General features: G+C 34.9%; 15 protein-coding genes. All 15 read left to right on the top strand.

Annotation, left to right across the window (positions count from 1 at the left end):
* The first annotated feature begins 7 nt into the window (after positions 1–7).
* The 15 genes from EDD66_RS11340 (at position 8) to gatA (ending at position 17,082) form a co-directional block, all read left to right on the top strand.
* A complete protein-coding gene (locus EDD66_RS11340; protein WP_123609702.1) occupies positions 8–2,287 on the top strand; it encodes a polysaccharide pyruvyl transferase family protein in 2,280 nt (759 codons plus the stop codon).
* A gap of 31 nt (positions 2,288–2,318) precedes the next feature.
* A complete protein-coding gene (locus tag EDD66_RS11335; RefSeq protein WP_123609701.1) occupies positions 2,319–3,095 on the top strand; it encodes an ABC transporter permease in 777 nt (258 codons plus the stop codon).
* A 79-nt stretch (positions 3,096–3,174) separates the two neighbouring features.
* Positions 3,175–4,170 (top strand): acyltransferase family protein, encoded by a 996-nt coding sequence (locus tag EDD66_RS11330; RefSeq protein ID WP_123609700.1) that lies wholly within the window; start codon positions 3,175–3,177, stop codon positions 4,168–4,170.
* A gap of 175 nt (positions 4,171–4,345) precedes the next feature.
* Complete coding sequence (locus tag EDD66_RS11325; protein WP_408632110.1) at positions 4,346–5,047, top strand: ABC transporter ATP-binding protein; 702 nt, start codon at positions 4,346–4,348, stop codon at positions 5,045–5,047.
* 242 nt (positions 5,048–5,289) lie between these two features.
* Complete coding sequence (locus EDD66_RS11320; RefSeq protein ID WP_123609699.1) at positions 5,290–6,432, top strand: sodium ion-translocating decarboxylase subunit beta; 1,143 nt, start codon at positions 5,290–5,292, stop codon at positions 6,430–6,432.
* Positions 6,433–6,443: 11 nt separating this feature from the next.
* A complete protein-coding gene (locus EDD66_RS11315) occupies positions 6,444–6,566 on the top strand; it encodes a sodium pump decarboxylase gamma subunit (protein ID WP_123609698.1) in 123 nt (40 codons plus the stop codon).
* A 356-nt stretch (positions 6,567–6,922) separates the two neighbouring features.
* Positions 6,923–8,515 carry a peptide chain release factor 3 gene (locus EDD66_RS11310; protein WP_123609697.1) on the top strand — a complete coding sequence of 531 codons (1,593 nt, stop codon included), beginning with the start codon at positions 6,923–6,925 and terminating at the stop codon, positions 8,513–8,515.
* Positions 8,516–8,672: 157 nt separating this feature from the next.
* Entirely contained in the window at positions 8,673–9,980 is a 1,308-nt protein-coding gene (glnA, locus tag EDD66_RS11305) for a type I glutamate--ammonia ligase (protein ID WP_123609696.1), read from the top strand.
* Positions 9,981–10,024: 44 nt separating this feature from the next.
* The gene (locus EDD66_RS11300; RefSeq protein ID WP_123609695.1) at positions 10,025–10,567 is read left to right on the top strand and encodes an ANTAR domain-containing response regulator; all 543 of its coding nucleotides are present in this window, start codon (positions 10,025–10,027) and stop codon (positions 10,565–10,567) included.
* Between the two features lie 19 nt (positions 10,568–10,586).
* Positions 10,587–11,444, top strand: coding sequence for a diaminopimelate epimerase (gene dapF, locus EDD66_RS11295; RefSeq protein WP_123609694.1), 858 nt, complete (start codon positions 10,587–10,589; stop codon positions 11,442–11,444).
* A 26-nt stretch (positions 11,445–11,470) separates the two neighbouring features.
* Positions 11,471–12,685, top strand: coding sequence for an LL-diaminopimelate aminotransferase (locus EDD66_RS11290; protein ID WP_123609693.1), 1,215 nt, complete (start codon positions 11,471–11,473; stop codon positions 12,683–12,685).
* A 47-nt stretch (positions 12,686–12,732) separates the two neighbouring features.
* Positions 12,733–13,098 carry a YkvA family protein gene (locus tag EDD66_RS11285; protein WP_123609692.1) on the top strand — a complete coding sequence of 122 codons (366 nt, stop codon included), beginning with the start codon at positions 12,733–12,735 and terminating at the stop codon, positions 13,096–13,098.
* A gap of 807 nt (positions 13,099–13,905) precedes the next feature.
* The gene (gene aspS, locus EDD66_RS11280; RefSeq protein ID WP_123609691.1) at positions 13,906–15,246 is read left to right on the top strand and encodes an aspartate--tRNA(Asn) ligase; all 1,341 of its coding nucleotides are present in this window, start codon (positions 13,906–13,908) and stop codon (positions 15,244–15,246) included.
* 77 nt (positions 15,247–15,323) lie between these two features.
* Positions 15,324–15,611, top strand: coding sequence for an Asp-tRNA(Asn)/Glu-tRNA(Gln) amidotransferase subunit GatC (gene gatC, locus EDD66_RS11275; RefSeq protein ID WP_123609690.1), 288 nt, complete (start codon positions 15,324–15,326; stop codon positions 15,609–15,611).
* 10 nt (positions 15,612–15,621) lie between these two features.
* The gene (gene gatA, locus EDD66_RS11270) at positions 15,622–17,082 is read left to right on the top strand and encodes an Asp-tRNA(Asn)/Glu-tRNA(Gln) amidotransferase subunit GatA (RefSeq protein WP_123609689.1); all 1,461 of its coding nucleotides are present in this window, start codon (positions 15,622–15,624) and stop codon (positions 17,080–17,082) included.

Raw genomic sequence — 17,082 nt, 5'->3', positions numbered from 1 at the left:
GTGTATTATGAAAATAGGAATTATAACGTTTAACAGTGCTCATAATTATGGTGCTGTTTTACAAGCCTGGGCCCTTCAGGAATACTTAAAAAATGAAGGTCACCAAGTTGAAATAATTAATTATAGATTACCAGCAACAGATAATTTATACAGCTTATACAAACCAAGAAACCCATTTAAACATGGTAAATTAAACAAAGCAGTTCATTTACTACAGTATTTGAAGAAGATGAAAACGGAGCCGGACAAAACCAGAAAATTTCGTGAATTTGAACGATTCATCAATCATACTTTAAATACCACAGAACCAATTACAAAATATCCTGATCTGAATAAGGCAAACTTTGATTATGATATTATGATTGCAGGGAGTGATCAAATCTGGAATGGTGGTTTGACAAAAGGTGTTAATCCTGCCTATCTGCTTTCCTTTGGGAAAGAAGAAATCAAACGTGTTTCCTATGCTGCAAGTATCGGAAGAGATGAGATACCAGAAGTAGAGCACACTCTGTTCCAAAGATACCTGCGTAATTTCGATTATATATCAGTAAGAGAAGAAAAGGCAAAAGAAGCAATTTCAAAACTTACCGATAAGGAAGTTTCAGTAGTATTAGATCCTACATTACTTTTAAAGAGAGAAATGTATGATAAATTAAAGAAAGATCCAAAAATAAAACAGGATTATATCTATGTTCATAATGTACACATAAAGAAAATAGATAAGAGATTGAATGCAATGGCGCAGGAGATGTCTAATAGAACCGGACTTCCTATCATTCATAACCGTGAAGATTATGACTTTACCAATGAGTTAAAGAAATTTACGAATGGTAGCCCGGAAGAGTTTGTTGGATATATTGCCAATGCAAAATATGTTATTGCCAATTCTTTTCATGCAACGGTATTTTCAATCATATATGAAAGAAATTTTATCACTATTCCTCATTTTCAGAATCCTGAGAGGATGAGACACCTTCTGGATTCTCTTGGTATTGTAAATCATATGATAGCAGAACCAGGTGATCTGCCAGAAGATTTAGCAGATTTAGATATCGATTATGATGCAGTGGAAAGAGCAAGACTTACACTTAGGGAAGAATCCATCCAGTTTCTTAAGACTGCAATTGAAGGACCGAAAACATCAAACAAGCCTATTACTGAAAATGATAAATATTTTGATACAAAAGATATCTATTCTTGTTTTGGATGTAATGCATGTAGGGACATCTGCCCTACTTCTGCCATAATTATGGTAGAAGATAAAGAAGGTTTCAAATATCCGGTCATCGATGAAGAAAAATGTATTCATTGTAACATGTGCAGAAAAGTATGTCCTTATGGGAACCACATGCATAAAGAAGAAAAGGTAGATATATTCCCTAAAGTATATGCAGCAATGCATAAAAGCGATGAAACACTTGAACAAAGTACCAGTGGTGGAATGTTCACGCCAATGTATAAAAATATTCTTGCCCGTGGTGGTAAGATTGTTGGAGTGAAATATACCGATGACATGGAAGTTATATATGATATCGCCGGAACAGAAGAAGAATGTCAGGCATTCCGAGGTTCCAAATATGTTTTTCCAGATAGCAGAGACGTAAAACCTCGAGTGAAAGAATTGCTTGATAATGGAACTCCTGTATTGTACTCTGGTAATCCATGTCAGATTGCGGGCCTTAAAAATTATCTTCGTAAAGATTATGATAATTTATATACGGTTGAGATTATATGTCATGGAACTCCATCACCAAAAGTATTCGGATTATATATTGAATATTTAGAAAATCTGTATAAATCAAAAGTGATCGACTTTGAGTTTAGAAATAAGCTTCGAGGTTGGAGTACACCATATGTATGCATTAAATTTGAATCTGGAGAAGTGCTATTAGAACAAGCGAATAAGAATAACTTTAACAGAGCATTTTTAAGCAACAATATTCAAAGACCATGTTGTTATACTTGCGAATTTGCGGATTTAAAACTAGGGGTCGGCGATATTACTATAGGTGATTATTGGGGGATTGAGAATCAGCATCCTGAGATGTTTGATCAAAAAGGTGTGTCTGTTATTAAAATTAATAACGAACAAGGTTTAAAGTTCTTTGAAGAATTCAAGGATCAATTTAATCTCATCGAATCCACCTATGATAAAGCATATGCAGCAAATCATAAGAAACCAATGAATTTAGTTGCAAAACGTAACCAGTTAATGTCACAGATAGATGATGTTGAAATCAATAAATTATTACAGAATTTCAATCATCTAAAGAAAAACATCAAATAATTTTGTAAAGATTAAGATATGGAGAGAAAAAGTGAACAGTTACATTAAAAACTTCATGAAGTATCGATTTTTATTGGTAGAGCTTGTTAAGAAGGATATAACTTTAAAATACCGCAGATCTTATCTTGGTATTTTATGGACCTTACTTGAGCCATTACTAACAATGATTGTACTAACAATCGTATTTGGTTCTCTGTTGGGAAATAAAGATCCAACATTTCCAGTGTACATTTTATCTGGCCGATTACTATATACATTCTTTTCAAATAGTACCAAAGCCGCAATGAAATCAATTCGTACTCATAGCGGCATGATTAAGAAGGTATATGTACCAAAATATATCTATCCACTTGCCAGTGTATTATCGAATTATGTAATTTTCTTAATTTCGTTAATCATTCTTGTAGTGGTGGCAGCTGTTTTAAAAATTAAGCCAAGCATCTACTTATTACAGGCATTCATACCATTGCTTATCATTGTGGTGATGACTTTTGGTGTCGGATTGATTCTGTGTACATTATCTGTGTTTTTCAGGGATCTTGAGTATCTTTGGTCTGTAGCATTGATGTTAGTAATGTATACATCTGCAATTTTCTATACTCCTGCCAGGATCATTAAAGCTGGTTATGGATGGTTATTGGAAATCAATCCATTATATTCAGTAATTATGAACTTCCGAAATGCTATTTATGGGCAGCCACTGGATAACAGAGCATTAATGATATCTTTAGGTTTTAGTTTTGCGGTAATGATTATTGGAATGATTATGTTTGTTAAGAAACAAGATAAATTTATACTTCATGTATAGTATTATTCACGGTTAACATGTATATCACAAGTACCTCCTTATCTGTCTTTATTGCCGGAAAAGGAGGTACTTGTAAATTATGCAAAGAGACAGTTATTTTGATAACTATAGGGGAATGTTAGCGGTACTTGTTGTGGTTGCGCACTTTATAGGACCTTTTCGTAACGACAGCCATACTATGAAATTTATTGAGACATCAATTTATTTATTCCACATGCCGGCATTTGCGTTCATATGTGCTTATTTTTCGAAACAAAATGATCTATTGAAACTGGTAAAAAGAATATTTGTACCATATGTTGGATTACAGATTGTCTATCATATTGTACTAAATTATGTATGGGGGAGACCAACAGATTTTCGTCTGCTGCTTCCCAAATACTCTTTATGGTTTTTGCTCTCTCTGTTTTGCTGGCGGGTATTAATTGACAAAATTATTTTAGTGAAAGGAATCGTACCAATATCTTTCCTCTTAGGTATTCTTGTTGGTTTTGATACTTCCATAGGAGAGTTTGCTGCCATTGGAAGAACGGTAGCTTTTCTGCCATTTTTTATATTAGGGTATAAATTTGACAAAAGTAAATTTATGGAATTTGGCAAAAGATACTCAGTAAAAATATGTTCCTTAATATCTTTATTATTGTTATTCGGTGTTGTGTACTTAGAAGCAGAACATATTAATTTTAGTATATTAAGTATGAAAAATTCCTATGAAAAGATCGGAGAGGCGCAATATGGGTGGCTCTACCGTCTGATTGCCTATCTATGTGCCACATTGATTATTTATCTTATTGCAATTATTATACCTAGAGGGAAGCACTGGTATACTAAACTGGGGCAGAGAACCATGAGTATTTATCTACTCCATGGATTGATTTATAAATCAATTGAGTATTTAACAGATGTATATACCAATATTGATACCAGATTAGAGATGGGATTAACAATAGTATTCTCTGTTTCATTGACCTTGTTTCTTTCTCTGAGGCCATTTCATTATATTGTTAGAAAACTTTCTGATGTACCGGTAGAGAAAATGCTAATAACAAATGGGAATGAACAACAAACTGATTAATGAAAACCAATAGGATTTGCAATTGCATTTTGATTCTTTGAATAGACTTGAATAATTAAGGGAAAACAGTTATAATAAGTGGATTATCAATTATAATCAAATGTGTAAGCTATACACCCCATACAGTAGGAGGTTCATCGTGAACAAAGTAGTAATAGATGTAAAGAATATTGGCATGAGATTTAATATGAGTACCCAAAAAGTAGATAACTTAAAAGAATATGTTATAAAAACAATAAAAAAAGAAATTAAATATAATGAATTTTGGGCTTTGAAAGATGTTTCCTTCCAGTTAAAAAAGGGAGAGCGCCTTGGAATCCTGGGATTAAATGGAGCAGGAAAAAGTACCTTACTTAAAATTTTAGCCGGTGTATTAAAACCAACAGAAGGCTCCTATTCTGCAACAGGAAGAATTGTTCCATTGTTAGAGCTTGGTGCCGGATTTGAAAAACAGTATACGGGTCTGGAGAATATATATTTATATGGTACCATGTTAGGTTATTCCAGAGATTTTATTAATGAAAAGTTGAATGAAATTGTAGAATTTTCTGAGCTTGGGGATTTTATTAATGTACCCCTTAAGAATTATTCTTCGGGGATGAAATCAAGACTTGGTTTTGCCATTGCAACAGTAGTTGAACCGGATATTCTTATCTTAGATGAAGTTTTAGCGGTAGGAGATGCAAAATTTAAAAAGAAATGTGAAAAGAAAATAAATTCCATGTTTGACAAAGGAATTACAGTTTTATTTGTATCACATTCCTTACCTCAAGTACAAAGAATCTGTAATCGGGCGATTTTACTTGAAAAAGGTAAATTAATTGCAGATGGATCTATTGAAGAAGTAAGTGCATTATATGAAGAAAAAACAAAATAATAATTGGGACAACATTGACAAGCTATTCTTGATTTGTTATCATAAAGTTAATATGGGGGAGTAGTTGGCACTGTCCGTGTAATTAAATCAACATCTTGGGAAGTACCCTGGTTTAATTTTAAATGACAAGACCTGTGTTCTATGGAACACAGGTCTTTTTAAGGGTTTGGGAATATATCTGAACTTTTATATATGGGCACAACTGCTCTTACAAAAATCATATACACTAGGAGGAACGTAAAATGGATTTTAGTTTTCTATTGGATGGTATTACTTCTGTAACTTGGCAGCAGCTGGTTATGTATGCCATAGGAGGGTTATTAATCTATCTGGCAATTGTAAAGGAATATGAACCGTCTTTATTGATGCCGATGGGGTTTGGAGCTATCTTAGTTAATCTTCCTTTATCTGGGGCAATTAATCAGACCATGGAGGGTATTGGCAATGTAAATGGTATTATCCAATGGCTTTTCGAAACTGGAATTGAAGCTTCTGAAGCCTTACCAATTTTGTTATTCATTGGTATTGGTGCTATGATAGACTTCGGACCATTGCTTTCTAATCCAAAGATGTTATTATTTGGAGCAGCAGCTCAATTTGGTATCTTTTTTGCTATCACGGTAGCGACACTTTTAGGATTTGATTTAAGAGATGCAGCTTCCATAGGCATTATTGGAGCAGCAGATGGACCTACTTCAATTTTAGTTTCTCAGATTCTGGGTTCAAAATATATTGGTGCAATTGCAGTGGCCGCCTATTCTTATATGGCATTGGTTCCAATCATCCAGCCTTTTGCAATTAAGTTAGTTACAACTAAGAAAGAACGTATGATCAGAATGCCATACAATCCAGGTTCCGTATCTAAACTCACCAGAATTTTATTCCCAATCATTGTTACATTCATTGCAGGTTTTGTTGCACCAATGTCAGTTTCATTAGTTGGTTTCTTAATGTTTGGTAACCTTATTAGAGAATGTGGTGTACTTGGAACGTTATCAGATACGGCTCAGAATATTTTATCCAATTTAATTACTTTATTACTTGGTATTACAATTGCATTTAGTATGAGAGCAGAAGAATTTGTAACATATCATACATTATTGATTATGGGGCTTGGTCTTATAGCATTTGTATTTGACTCTATTGGTGGTGTAATGTTTGCTAAGTTATTAAATCTGTTTACTAAGAACAAAGTTAATCCGATGATTGGTGCTGCCGGTATTTCTGCATTTCCTATGTCAGCCCGTGTTGTACAGAAAATGTCTCTGAAAGAAGATCCTGAAAATCACATCTTAATGCATGCAATTGGTGCAAATGTATCAGGACAGATCGGTTCTGTTGTAGCTGGTGGTATTATACTTAATTTAGTAGCAAGGTTCTTATAGGAGGTCAAAACATGAATGAGTACACTATTCAATCATTAAATATAATGTGGCAGGGCATGTTTGGGATATTTACAGTTATTATTCTAATTATGCTGGTGGTTATCATATTAACAAGAATGACAAATAAAAAATAAATAGAACTATTTACCATAATAATTTTAGGATTACAGGTAATAATAATATCAAGATAGGTGAAGAAAAGCATTGTTTTATTTTGGACTGTTTGCGAAAAACCTAAATTTTTTAGGATATTTCGAAAAATCAAGACCTCGATAAGTGATGTGGAGTAATCACTTATCGATACATATTTAAAAGCAGTGAATTCACTGCTTTTTTTGTCGTGATAAAATATACTCTTCATTTCCTACGTGTAGAAAATGGGTTATACTACTGAATATAAGAAAGAATTCTTGACATATCCCGTTAATATATTATATCATTAATTGGTTATCCTACTTAAATGTAAAGATTGAATATTGGAGGATTTATTGTGTCTGATTACACGAATGAAATAAAGAAAAGAAGAACATTTGCCATCATATCACATCCGGATGCTGGTAAAACTACATTAACGGAAAAATTTCTGCTCTATGGTGGAGCTATTAATACAGCAGGTTCCGTTAAAGGAAAGCAAAATTCAAAGCACGCTGTTTCTGACTGGATGGAAATTGAGAAACAAAGAGGTATTTCTGTAACTTCTTCTGTTTTACAATTTAATTATGATGGTTATTGTATCAATATATTAGATACCCCGGGGCATCAGGATTTCTCTGAAGATACGTATCGTACTCTTATGGCAGCCGATTCTGCAGTTATGGTAATTGATGCTTCTAAAGGTGTAGAAGCCCAGACAAAAAAATTATTTAAAGTTTGTTTATTAAGAGATATACCTATTTTCACATTTATTAATAAGATGGATCGTGAGGCCAATGATCCTTTTGATTTATTAGATGAAATTGAAACAGAACTGGGAATTAAAACATGTCCGGTAAATTGGCCGATTGGTTCAGGAAAAGAATTCAAAGGTGTTTATGACCGGAATACAAAAAATATTACCACTTTTAAAGCAGTTTCTACAGGGGGTCAAAAAGAGGCACAGACAACGGAGATTTCCATTAATGATCCTACCATAGATATGATTATAGGGCCAGATTATCATCGTAATCTTCATGATGAAATTGAACTTTTAGATGGAGCCAGTGATCCATTTGATATGGAGGCAGTAAGCCACGGTAAATTATCTCCTGTATTTTTTGGATCTGCTCTGACCAATTTTGGTGTTGAAAATTTCTTAAAACATTTCTTAGACATGACTACATCACCATTACCAAGAAAATCTAATATTGGTGAGATTGATCCTATCAAAGAAGATTTTTCAGCATTTGTATTTAAGATACAGGCAAATATGAATAAAGCTCACAGGGATCGTATTGCATTTATGAGAATTTGTTCAGGTAAATTTGAAGCCGGCATGGAAGTAATCCATGTGCAGGGAAATAAAAAGATGAAATTGTTACAGCCTCAGCAGTTGATGGCTCAGGAGAGAAAGATAGTGGAAGAAGCTTATGCAGGAGATATTATAGGTGTATTTGATCCAGGCATCTTCTCTATTGGCGACACTTTATGCACTTCAAATCAGAAGTTTGAATTCGAAGGAATTCCAACTTTTGCACCAGAGCATTTTGCAAGAATTCGCCAGGTAGACACCATGAAGAGAAAACAATTTACCAAAGGTGTATTGCAGATTGCCCAAGAAGGTGCTATCCAGATATTTCAGGAATTTAATACTGGTATGGAAGAGATTATTGTGGGCGTTGTAGGCGTTCTTCAGTTTGATGTGTTAAAATTCAGACTGGAAAGTGAATATGGTGTAGAGATACGTATGGAGTCTCTTCCATTTGAACATATCCGCTGGATCATGAATAAAGGTCTTGATTTAAATTCAATTAAAGGAATTACCGACATGAAGAAAGTAAAAGATATGAAAGGTAATCCATTACTGCTTTTTGCAAATCCGTGGAGCATCAGGACTCTTTTGGAGCGTAATGAAGGTTTGGAATTAGCTGAATTTAGCAGGGATTAATATTCAGGGAATAAAGATTATGAATTGATCAGCCTTCCCAAAATAGTTGACAAAATAAAATACGACTGTTATTATGATTTATAGTAAGAGCAAGGGCGTTCGGTATAGAAGCTTTTGCTCTTTTTTCGAATAAATCATTAATTAAGGAGTTGATATAATGAGTAAAAATTCTAAGGAAGATATTATACGGTTAGTGGAAGAAGAAGACGTTGAATTTATTCGTTTACAATTTACAGACATTTATGGAAATCTAAAGAATATGGCTGTTACAACGAGCCAGCTGGATAAAGTTTTAAATAATAAATGTATGTTTAATGGGGTTGCAATTGAAGGGTTCAACCGGAATGAAGAATTTGATTTTTATCTTTATCCGGATTTGGATACTTTTGTAATATTCCCATGGAGGCCTCAACAAGGGAAAGTCGCAAGAATTATTTGTGATGTCTATTGTAAAGATGGTACGCCTTTTGCAGGAGATCCAAGATATATTTTAAAAAAAGTAATTAAAGAGGCCAATGATTTAGGTTATACATTTGATGTTGGCCCGGAATGTGAGTTTTTCTTATATAATACAGATGAACAAGGGAATCCTACGACCATATTAGATGAAAAAGGTGGATATTTTGATGTAAGTCCATTAGATACTGGTGAGAATGTAAGACGAGAAATTGTACTTACTCTTGAAGATATGGGATTTGATGTAGAGACTTCTTATCATGCAGGTGCTCCAAGTCAGCATGAAATTGATTTTAAATATGCAGATGCACTTAAAACGGCAGATAATATTACGACTTTAAAAATGGTCGTTAAGACGATAGCCAAACGTCATGGCAACCATGCTACTTTTATGCCAAAACCGGTCCGTGGAATTAAAGGCTCTGGGATGCATGTTAATATGTCATTGTCGAAAGACGGGAAAAATATATTTGAAGATAAAGAGGATATTTATGGATTAAGTACCACGGCATATGAGTTTATGGCCGGTATTATGGAGCATATTAAAGGAATTACAGTGATTACGAATCCACTTATTAATTCATATAAAAGATTAGTTGCAGGATATGATGCACCAATTGAAATTGGCTGGTCTGCAATTAACCGGACTCCATTAATACGCATTCCCACTGCAAGTGGAACAGAAACAAGGATAGAGCTTAGAAGCCCGGACCCAACCGCTAATCCATATCTTAGTCTGGCGGTGTGCCTGGCTGCCGGTCTTGATGGAATTAAAAGAAATTTAACCCCTCCACCTAGTATTGAAAATAAAAATGAATCAGATAATATTTTAAGACTTCCAAAAAGTCTTGATGAAGCAATCAAAGAATTTGAAAAAGATGAATATATTAAAGATGTAGTAGGAAATCATTTTGCAGAACAATATATAAATACAAAAAAGGCAGAATGGAACGATTTTTGCACTCAGGTTACTGCTTGGGAGATGGAACATTATCTATATAGATATTAACTTTCAGTAACTCATACACTAGGACAGGTTGGATGTGATACAATATGGTTAGTATAATAATCGCGTTTCCAAAGATAGAAGACGCAAAAAACATAAAGAATATTCTCCTTAGAAACGGCTATGATGTGGACGCAACTTGTACCAGCGGGGCAGGGGTGTTAAATATTGCGAATGAGTTAGATGGTGGAATCGTTCTTTGTGGTTATAAATTGCCAGACATGCAATATAATGAGTTAATGAATTATCTCCCTAAGGGATTTAATATGTTATTGGTTGCCTCTCCTAAGAAATTTGAAGATTGTATTAATAATGATATCGTCTGTTTAGGAATGCCTATAAAGACAAGAGATTTATTGGATACCTTGCAGATGATGACATATAATTATAGTCGTCGTAAAAAGAGGGAAGCGAATAGACCCAAGGAGAGAAATGAAGAAGCTAAAAAAACGATTGCAAAGGCAAAAGCTATTCTGATGGAAAGAAATAATATGTCAGAAGAAGAAGCCCACCGCTACATTCAAAAAACAAGTATGGATAGCGGAACAAAAATGGTCGAGACAGCAGAGATGATTCTAAGTTTAATGTAAATAAATATGAGGTGATAATATGCAATTCACAAAAATGCAAGGATGCGGCAATGATTATATTTATATTAATTGCCTTAAGGAAGAAGTCAAGAATCCCTCCGAGTTAGCTGTTAAGCTAAGTGACAGACATTTTGGTATCGGTGGAGATGGTATTGTTCTAATTGAACCATCAGATAGAGCAGATTTTTTTATGAGTATGTATAATGCGGATGGATCAAGAGCAGAAATGTGCGGAAATGCCATACGTTGTGTGGGAAAATATGTTTATGAGAGACATATGACGGATAAAACCAAGTTATCAATTGATACTCTTGCTGGTATTAAATTTCTTGAATTAAAATTAGCCGGTAATACAGATGATGACAGACAAGTGAGCTATGTAACTGTAAATATGGGAAATCCTATATTAGAACCAGAGATGATACCGGTTCTGTCTAAAAAAGATGTGGTCATACAGGAAGAAATTATGATAGATCATATTACTTATCAGATAACATGTGTATCCATGGGAAATCCACATGCAGTCGTATTTGTAGATGATGTGAAGAGCTTGAATCTGGAAGAAATAGGACCTAAATTTGAACATCATGATCTATTTCCAAGAAGGATAAATACTGAGTTTATTCAAGTAGTAGATAAAAACCATATTATTATGAGAGTATGGGAAAGAGGCAGTGGTGAAACACTGGCATGTGGAACAGGAGCTTGTGCCAGTGTAGTAGCGGGACTTTTAGAAAAGCGTCTGGAAGAGCATGTGACGGTTGAATTGATTGGCGGAAGTTTAGAGATCTTCTATGACCAAACAACCAATATAGTATATATGACAGGACCGGCAGTTGAGGTCTTTACAGGTGTGATTGATGAATCAATTTGCTAAGTTTAAATATTTAGGAGGACAATACGATGTACAAAATTAACGAAAATTATCTTAAATTACCTGGAAGCTATTTATTCTCTACAATAGGTAAGAAAGTAGCAGAATTTACTGCTGCAAATCCAGATAAGAAGATTATTCGTTTAGGAATAGGCGATGTAACATTACCCCTTGCACCTGTAGTAGTAGACAGATTACACACAGCCGTGGATGAGATGGGAGTGAAAGATACTTTTAAAGGATATGCTCCGGATTTAGGATATGATTTCTTGAGAGAAGCAATCGCTTTACATGATTTTAAAGCCAGAGGTGTGGATATTTCTATTGATGAAATATTTATCAGTGATGGTGCAAAGAGTGATTCGGGTAATATTGGAGATATCTTTGATGTTGATAATAAAATAGCTGTATGCGATCCGGTTTATCCTGTATATGTTGATACGAATGTTATGGCTGGAAGAACGGGAGAGTATAATGCTGACCTTGGGAAATGGTCAAAAGTAATTTATATGCCATGTACCGCAGAGAACAATTTCGCTCCTGAATTACCAAAGGAAACACCGGATATTATATATCTTTGCTTCCCAAACAATCCTACCGGTTCAACAATCAAAAAGGCAGAACTACAAAAATGGGTGGATTATGCACTAAAGTCCGGTGCAGTCATTATTTATGATGCAGCTTATGAAGCATATATCACAGAAGATGATGTACCACATAGTATCTATGAATGTGATGGGGCAAAAGCTTGTGCAATCGAGATCAGAAGTTTTTCCAAAAATGCTGGTTTTACAGGAACAAGACTTGGTTTTACTGTAGTTCCTAAAGAATTAAAATCCGGTGATATCATGTTAAATAGCCTATGGGCAAGACGCCATGGTACGAAATTTAATGGTGCGCCATATATTATTCAGGCAGCAGGTTCTGCTATCTATACGGAAGAAGGAAAAAAACAGACCAAAGATATGGTTGCATATTATATGCAAAATGCTAAAATAATACGTGAAGGTCTGACGGATGCTGGATATTTAGTATCTGGAGGTGTAAACGCTCCATACATCTGGTTAAAGACACCTGATAAAATGACTTCCTGGGAATTCTTTGATTATCTTCTTAATGAAGTAAATATCGTAGGTACTCCGGGTTCAGGCTTTGGTCCAAGTGGAGAAGGTTATTTTAGACTCACAGCATTTGGTACTTATGAAAATACGTTAGAGGCCATGGATAGAATTAAGAAATTATAATATTAGCCAGAAATTTTAATAATTCAGAATTATAAGATGAGGAACATATGAAGATCAAGGAGATAGGCAAAAAATTAAAAAGAGATATTCCAGCAGTATATCTGGCCCTAAGGAAAAAAGAAACTCCCTTTATTGCAAAATTGATGGCTATGATTACGATTGGATATGCATTATCTCCAGTTGATCTGATACCGGATTTTATACCGATACTAGGGTACTTAGATGATTTATTAATATTGCCTTTATTAGTTTCCATTACAATTAGATTGATTCCTCATAATATATTTATTCAATGTCAGATAGAAGCAAGAGATTCATGGGAAAATGAGAAAGCAAAAAAATGGTATTTCTCCATACCTGTCATATTGTTCTGGCTTTTCATTTTAGCATTAATCCTAAGAAAGATATATTAAAAATAAAGATTTGACAGATCTTTGGTAAAAATAAATTTATTAATTTTTAAAATTAATTCTTGCTATTTAAAAAATAATATGATAATATAAGTCAACAACAAAGGTGTTGTGAATTCATTCACAACGCCTTTTTTTATAAAGATAAAAGCAATGAAAGAGACTGAGGTTTACGGATTTCTTCTATAAACAGGAATTTGATGTCACCGACTGAGAGCATCATTATGAAGATAGGTAGATTAAGGAACACTCTGGAGCTCACGGGTTGAAATCGTAGTAGGTCCGTGCGTGGCACGCGTTAAGTGTTGAGCGGAGAATTATAAATTCTCAATGCGGGTGGTACCGCGGGAAAAGCTTATCCCGTCCCGGAATAATGACTTATTCATAACGAATAAGAACATATTCTTGGGACTTTTTTGCGTGATGGCAACGAGCCGAGCAGCAGAATAATCAAACCGAACCTCATGTTTACATGAGAGGTCGGGCTTGATTATTCTGATAGTGGGCGACGCCCACGAACTTTAGAAGCACGAAGTGGTTCTAAAGTCTGCGAGGCGTAATGAATATCATTTTGCGACGCCCACGAACTTTAGAAGCACGAAGTGGTTCTAAAGTCTGGGAGGCGTAATGAATATCATTTTGCGACGCCCACGAACTTTAGAAGCACGAAGTGGTTCTAAAGTCTGCAAGGCGTAATGAATATAACTTCACGCTAAAGTCCTGAATAAGTCATTGCACAAAGCTTGAATATGAGAGCAGGAATTATTCCTGTGAATGAACAATTGTGTTCAATATTTAAGGAGGGATTTTATGGAATTTGTAACAGGAATCAAAGAAAAGGAAACTATAAACATTGCAGACATTATATCAGGTGAAAGATATGGCAGCACAGTTAAATTGAATGGTGCTGTTCATACCATCAGGGATATGAGTGAGTTTGCATTCGTCGTTCTTAGAAAGTCAGAAGGCTTAGTTCAATGTGTGTTTGAAGATGGAAGGCTGGCAGATTTTAATATTAAAAGCCTGCGGGAAGAATCAACGGTGGAGGTAGAAGGTATTGTTCATAAAGAAGATAGAGCCCCAAATGGTTTCGAGATTCTTCTCACGAAGATCATAGTCTTATCAGAACCCGCAAAAGAGACAACGATGCCTATTCCAATAAGTAAGTGGAAGCTAAATACATCTTTAGAAACGAAATTGGCCCTAAGACCAGTTTCTCTCAGAAATATAAGAGAGAGAGCAATCTTTAAGATACAAGAAGGACTTGTCAGGGGTTTTCGAGATTTTCTGTTTGCCCAGAATTTTACTGAGGTAAGAACACCTAAAATTGTTGCAGGAAATGCAGAAGGTGGAGCCAATGTATTTAAATTAGAGTATTTTGGGAAGAAAGCTTTTCTGGCACAAAGCCCCCAATTTTATAAACAAACAATGGTCGGAATATATGACAGGGTATTTGAGGTTGCTCCGGTGTTTCGTGCTGAGAAACATAATACTACAAGGCATTTGAATGAATATACCAGTATGGATTTTGAAATGGGATATATTGAAAGCTTTGAAGAGATTATGGAGATGGAACAGGCAATGCTTCTTTATACCTTTGAATTATTGAAGAGAGAATATGAAAAAGAACTTAAAATATTAAATATAGAACTTCCTGACATAACGAAGATACCAGCAGTTCGATTTGATGAGGCTAAGAGACTTGTATCTGAAAAATATAATAGAAAGATTAAAAATCCATACGATCTGGAACCAGAAGAGGAAGTATTGATTGGAAAATATTTTGAAGAAGAATATGGAAGTGATTTTGTGTTTGTTACCCATTATCCTTCCAAGAAAAGACCTTTCTATGCCATGGATGATCCTAAGGACCCAAAGTATACTTTAAGTTTTGATTTATTGTTTAAGGGAATGGAAATAACTACTGGTGGACAAAGAATTCACCAATATGATGAGCAAGTGGATAAAATGGTTGTACGTGGTATGGATCCAGAGGATTTTACAAATTATTTAATGATACACAAACATGGGATGCCGCCACATGGAGGTCTTGGAATTGGTCTGGAACGTCTTACCATGAGGTTATTAAATGAATCAAATGTCCGTGAAACGACGCTTTTCCCAAGAGATGTTTCAAAATTAGAACCTTAAGAAAGAAGTGCTCAGAGTATTAAATTGAACCTGGAAGGTGTAGTCATAAATAAAATGTAAGAAAGAAGGATTATAACATGACAATTACAGATGAAACAATAGATTATGTAGCTAAGCTAGCTAAATTAGAACTATCCGGTGAAGAAAAAGAGAGTGCTAAAAAGGATCTTAGCAGTATTTTAAATTATATAGATACAATGAATGAACTTGATACTTCTGAAATGGAACCAATGTCACATGTATTTCCAATCAAGAATGTATTCCGTGAAGATGTTGTGGTAAATGAAGCAGATAGAGATAATCTTCTTAGCAATGCACCAGTCAAAAAAGATGGATGTTTCATTGTACCTAAGACAGTTGAATAGGAGGGGCCATATGGATATCACAAGTTTAACAGCTCTGGAACTTGGAAAGAAGATAAGATCAGGAGAGATAAGTGTTTTAGAGGCTACAAAGGCACAATTAGAGATTTTAAAAGCAAGAGATAAAGAATATCATGCATATGTAACGATATTTGAAGAGGAAGCACTAAGTAGAGCGAAAGAAGTGCAATCATTAATAGATACTGGTGAATTAGGGGATTCTCCCCTTGCAGGAGTTCCAGTTGCAATTAAGGATAACATCTGTACAAAGGGGAATTTAACTACTTGCAGTTCCAAGATATTAAATAACTTTAAACCTCCTTATAATGCAGAGGTAATTGAACGATTAAACAGAGCAGGGGCAGTTATCATTGGAAAAGTCAATATGGATGAATTTGCTATGGGAAGTACTACAGAGACTTCTTATTATGGACCAACACTAAATCCCTGGAATACTGCCCATGTTCCTGGCGGGTCCAGTGGAGGGGCGGCAGCAGCAGTTGCAGCCGAAGAAGCCTTTTATGCGCTAGGTTCTGATACCGGTGGTTCTATAAGACAACCAAGTGCTTTCTGTGGAGTAACAGGAATAAAACCCACTTATGGAACAGTGTCCAGATATGGTCTGATTGCTTATGCATCTTCCCTGGATCAAATTGGACCGATTGCAAGAGATGTATCTGATTGTGCGGCAATCCTGGAAGTAATATCGGGACATGATGGGAAAGATTCTACATCCATTCATAGTGACAATATAAAATACACAACTGCATTAGTAGATGATGTAAAAGGTATGAAAATCGGAATTCCTAAGGGGTATATAGGAAAAGGACTTGATTCTGAGGTGAGGGATGGAGTATTAAAAGCAGCAAAAGTTTTAGAAAGTAAAGGGGCCATTGTAGAAGAATTTGACTTAGATATTGTAGATTATGCAATTCCTGCTTATTATGTTATTGCATCTGCTGAAGCAAGTTCCAATCTTTCCAGATATGATGGGGTGAAATATGGCTACCGTACCAAAGATTTCGACGGCCTTCAAGATGTATATAAGAAGACCAGAAGTGAAGGATTTGGAATGGAAGTAAAACGAAGAATGATGATTGGTGCCTTTGTTTTAAGCTCCGGTTATTATGATGCATATTATAATAAAGCATTAAAAGTAAAAGCCAGGATTAAAGAAGGTTTTGATAAAGCATTTGAAAGATATGATATTATTTTAGGTCCAACTGCTCCAACTACAGCAACGAGAATCGGAGAGAGCTTATCTGATCCGCTTAAGATGTATCTGGGGGATATATATACTGTATCTGTAAATCTTGCTGGCTTACCGGCAATTAGTCTGCCTTGTGGAGTTGATAGAAATAGACTGCCAATTGGACTCCAGTTAATTGGAAGACCATTCGGAGAAGCTGATATTATAAGAGCTGCATATTCTTATGAACAGACAAGGGAATATGCAAGACCAGATTTAAGATAG

Source organism: Mobilisporobacter senegalensis, from assembly GCF_003752155.1.
GTDB classification, from domain to species: domain Bacteria; phylum Bacillota; class Clostridia; order Lachnospirales; family Lachnospiraceae; genus Mobilisporobacter; species Mobilisporobacter senegalensis.
This window is presented reverse-complemented; position numbering and strand designations above follow the sequence as displayed.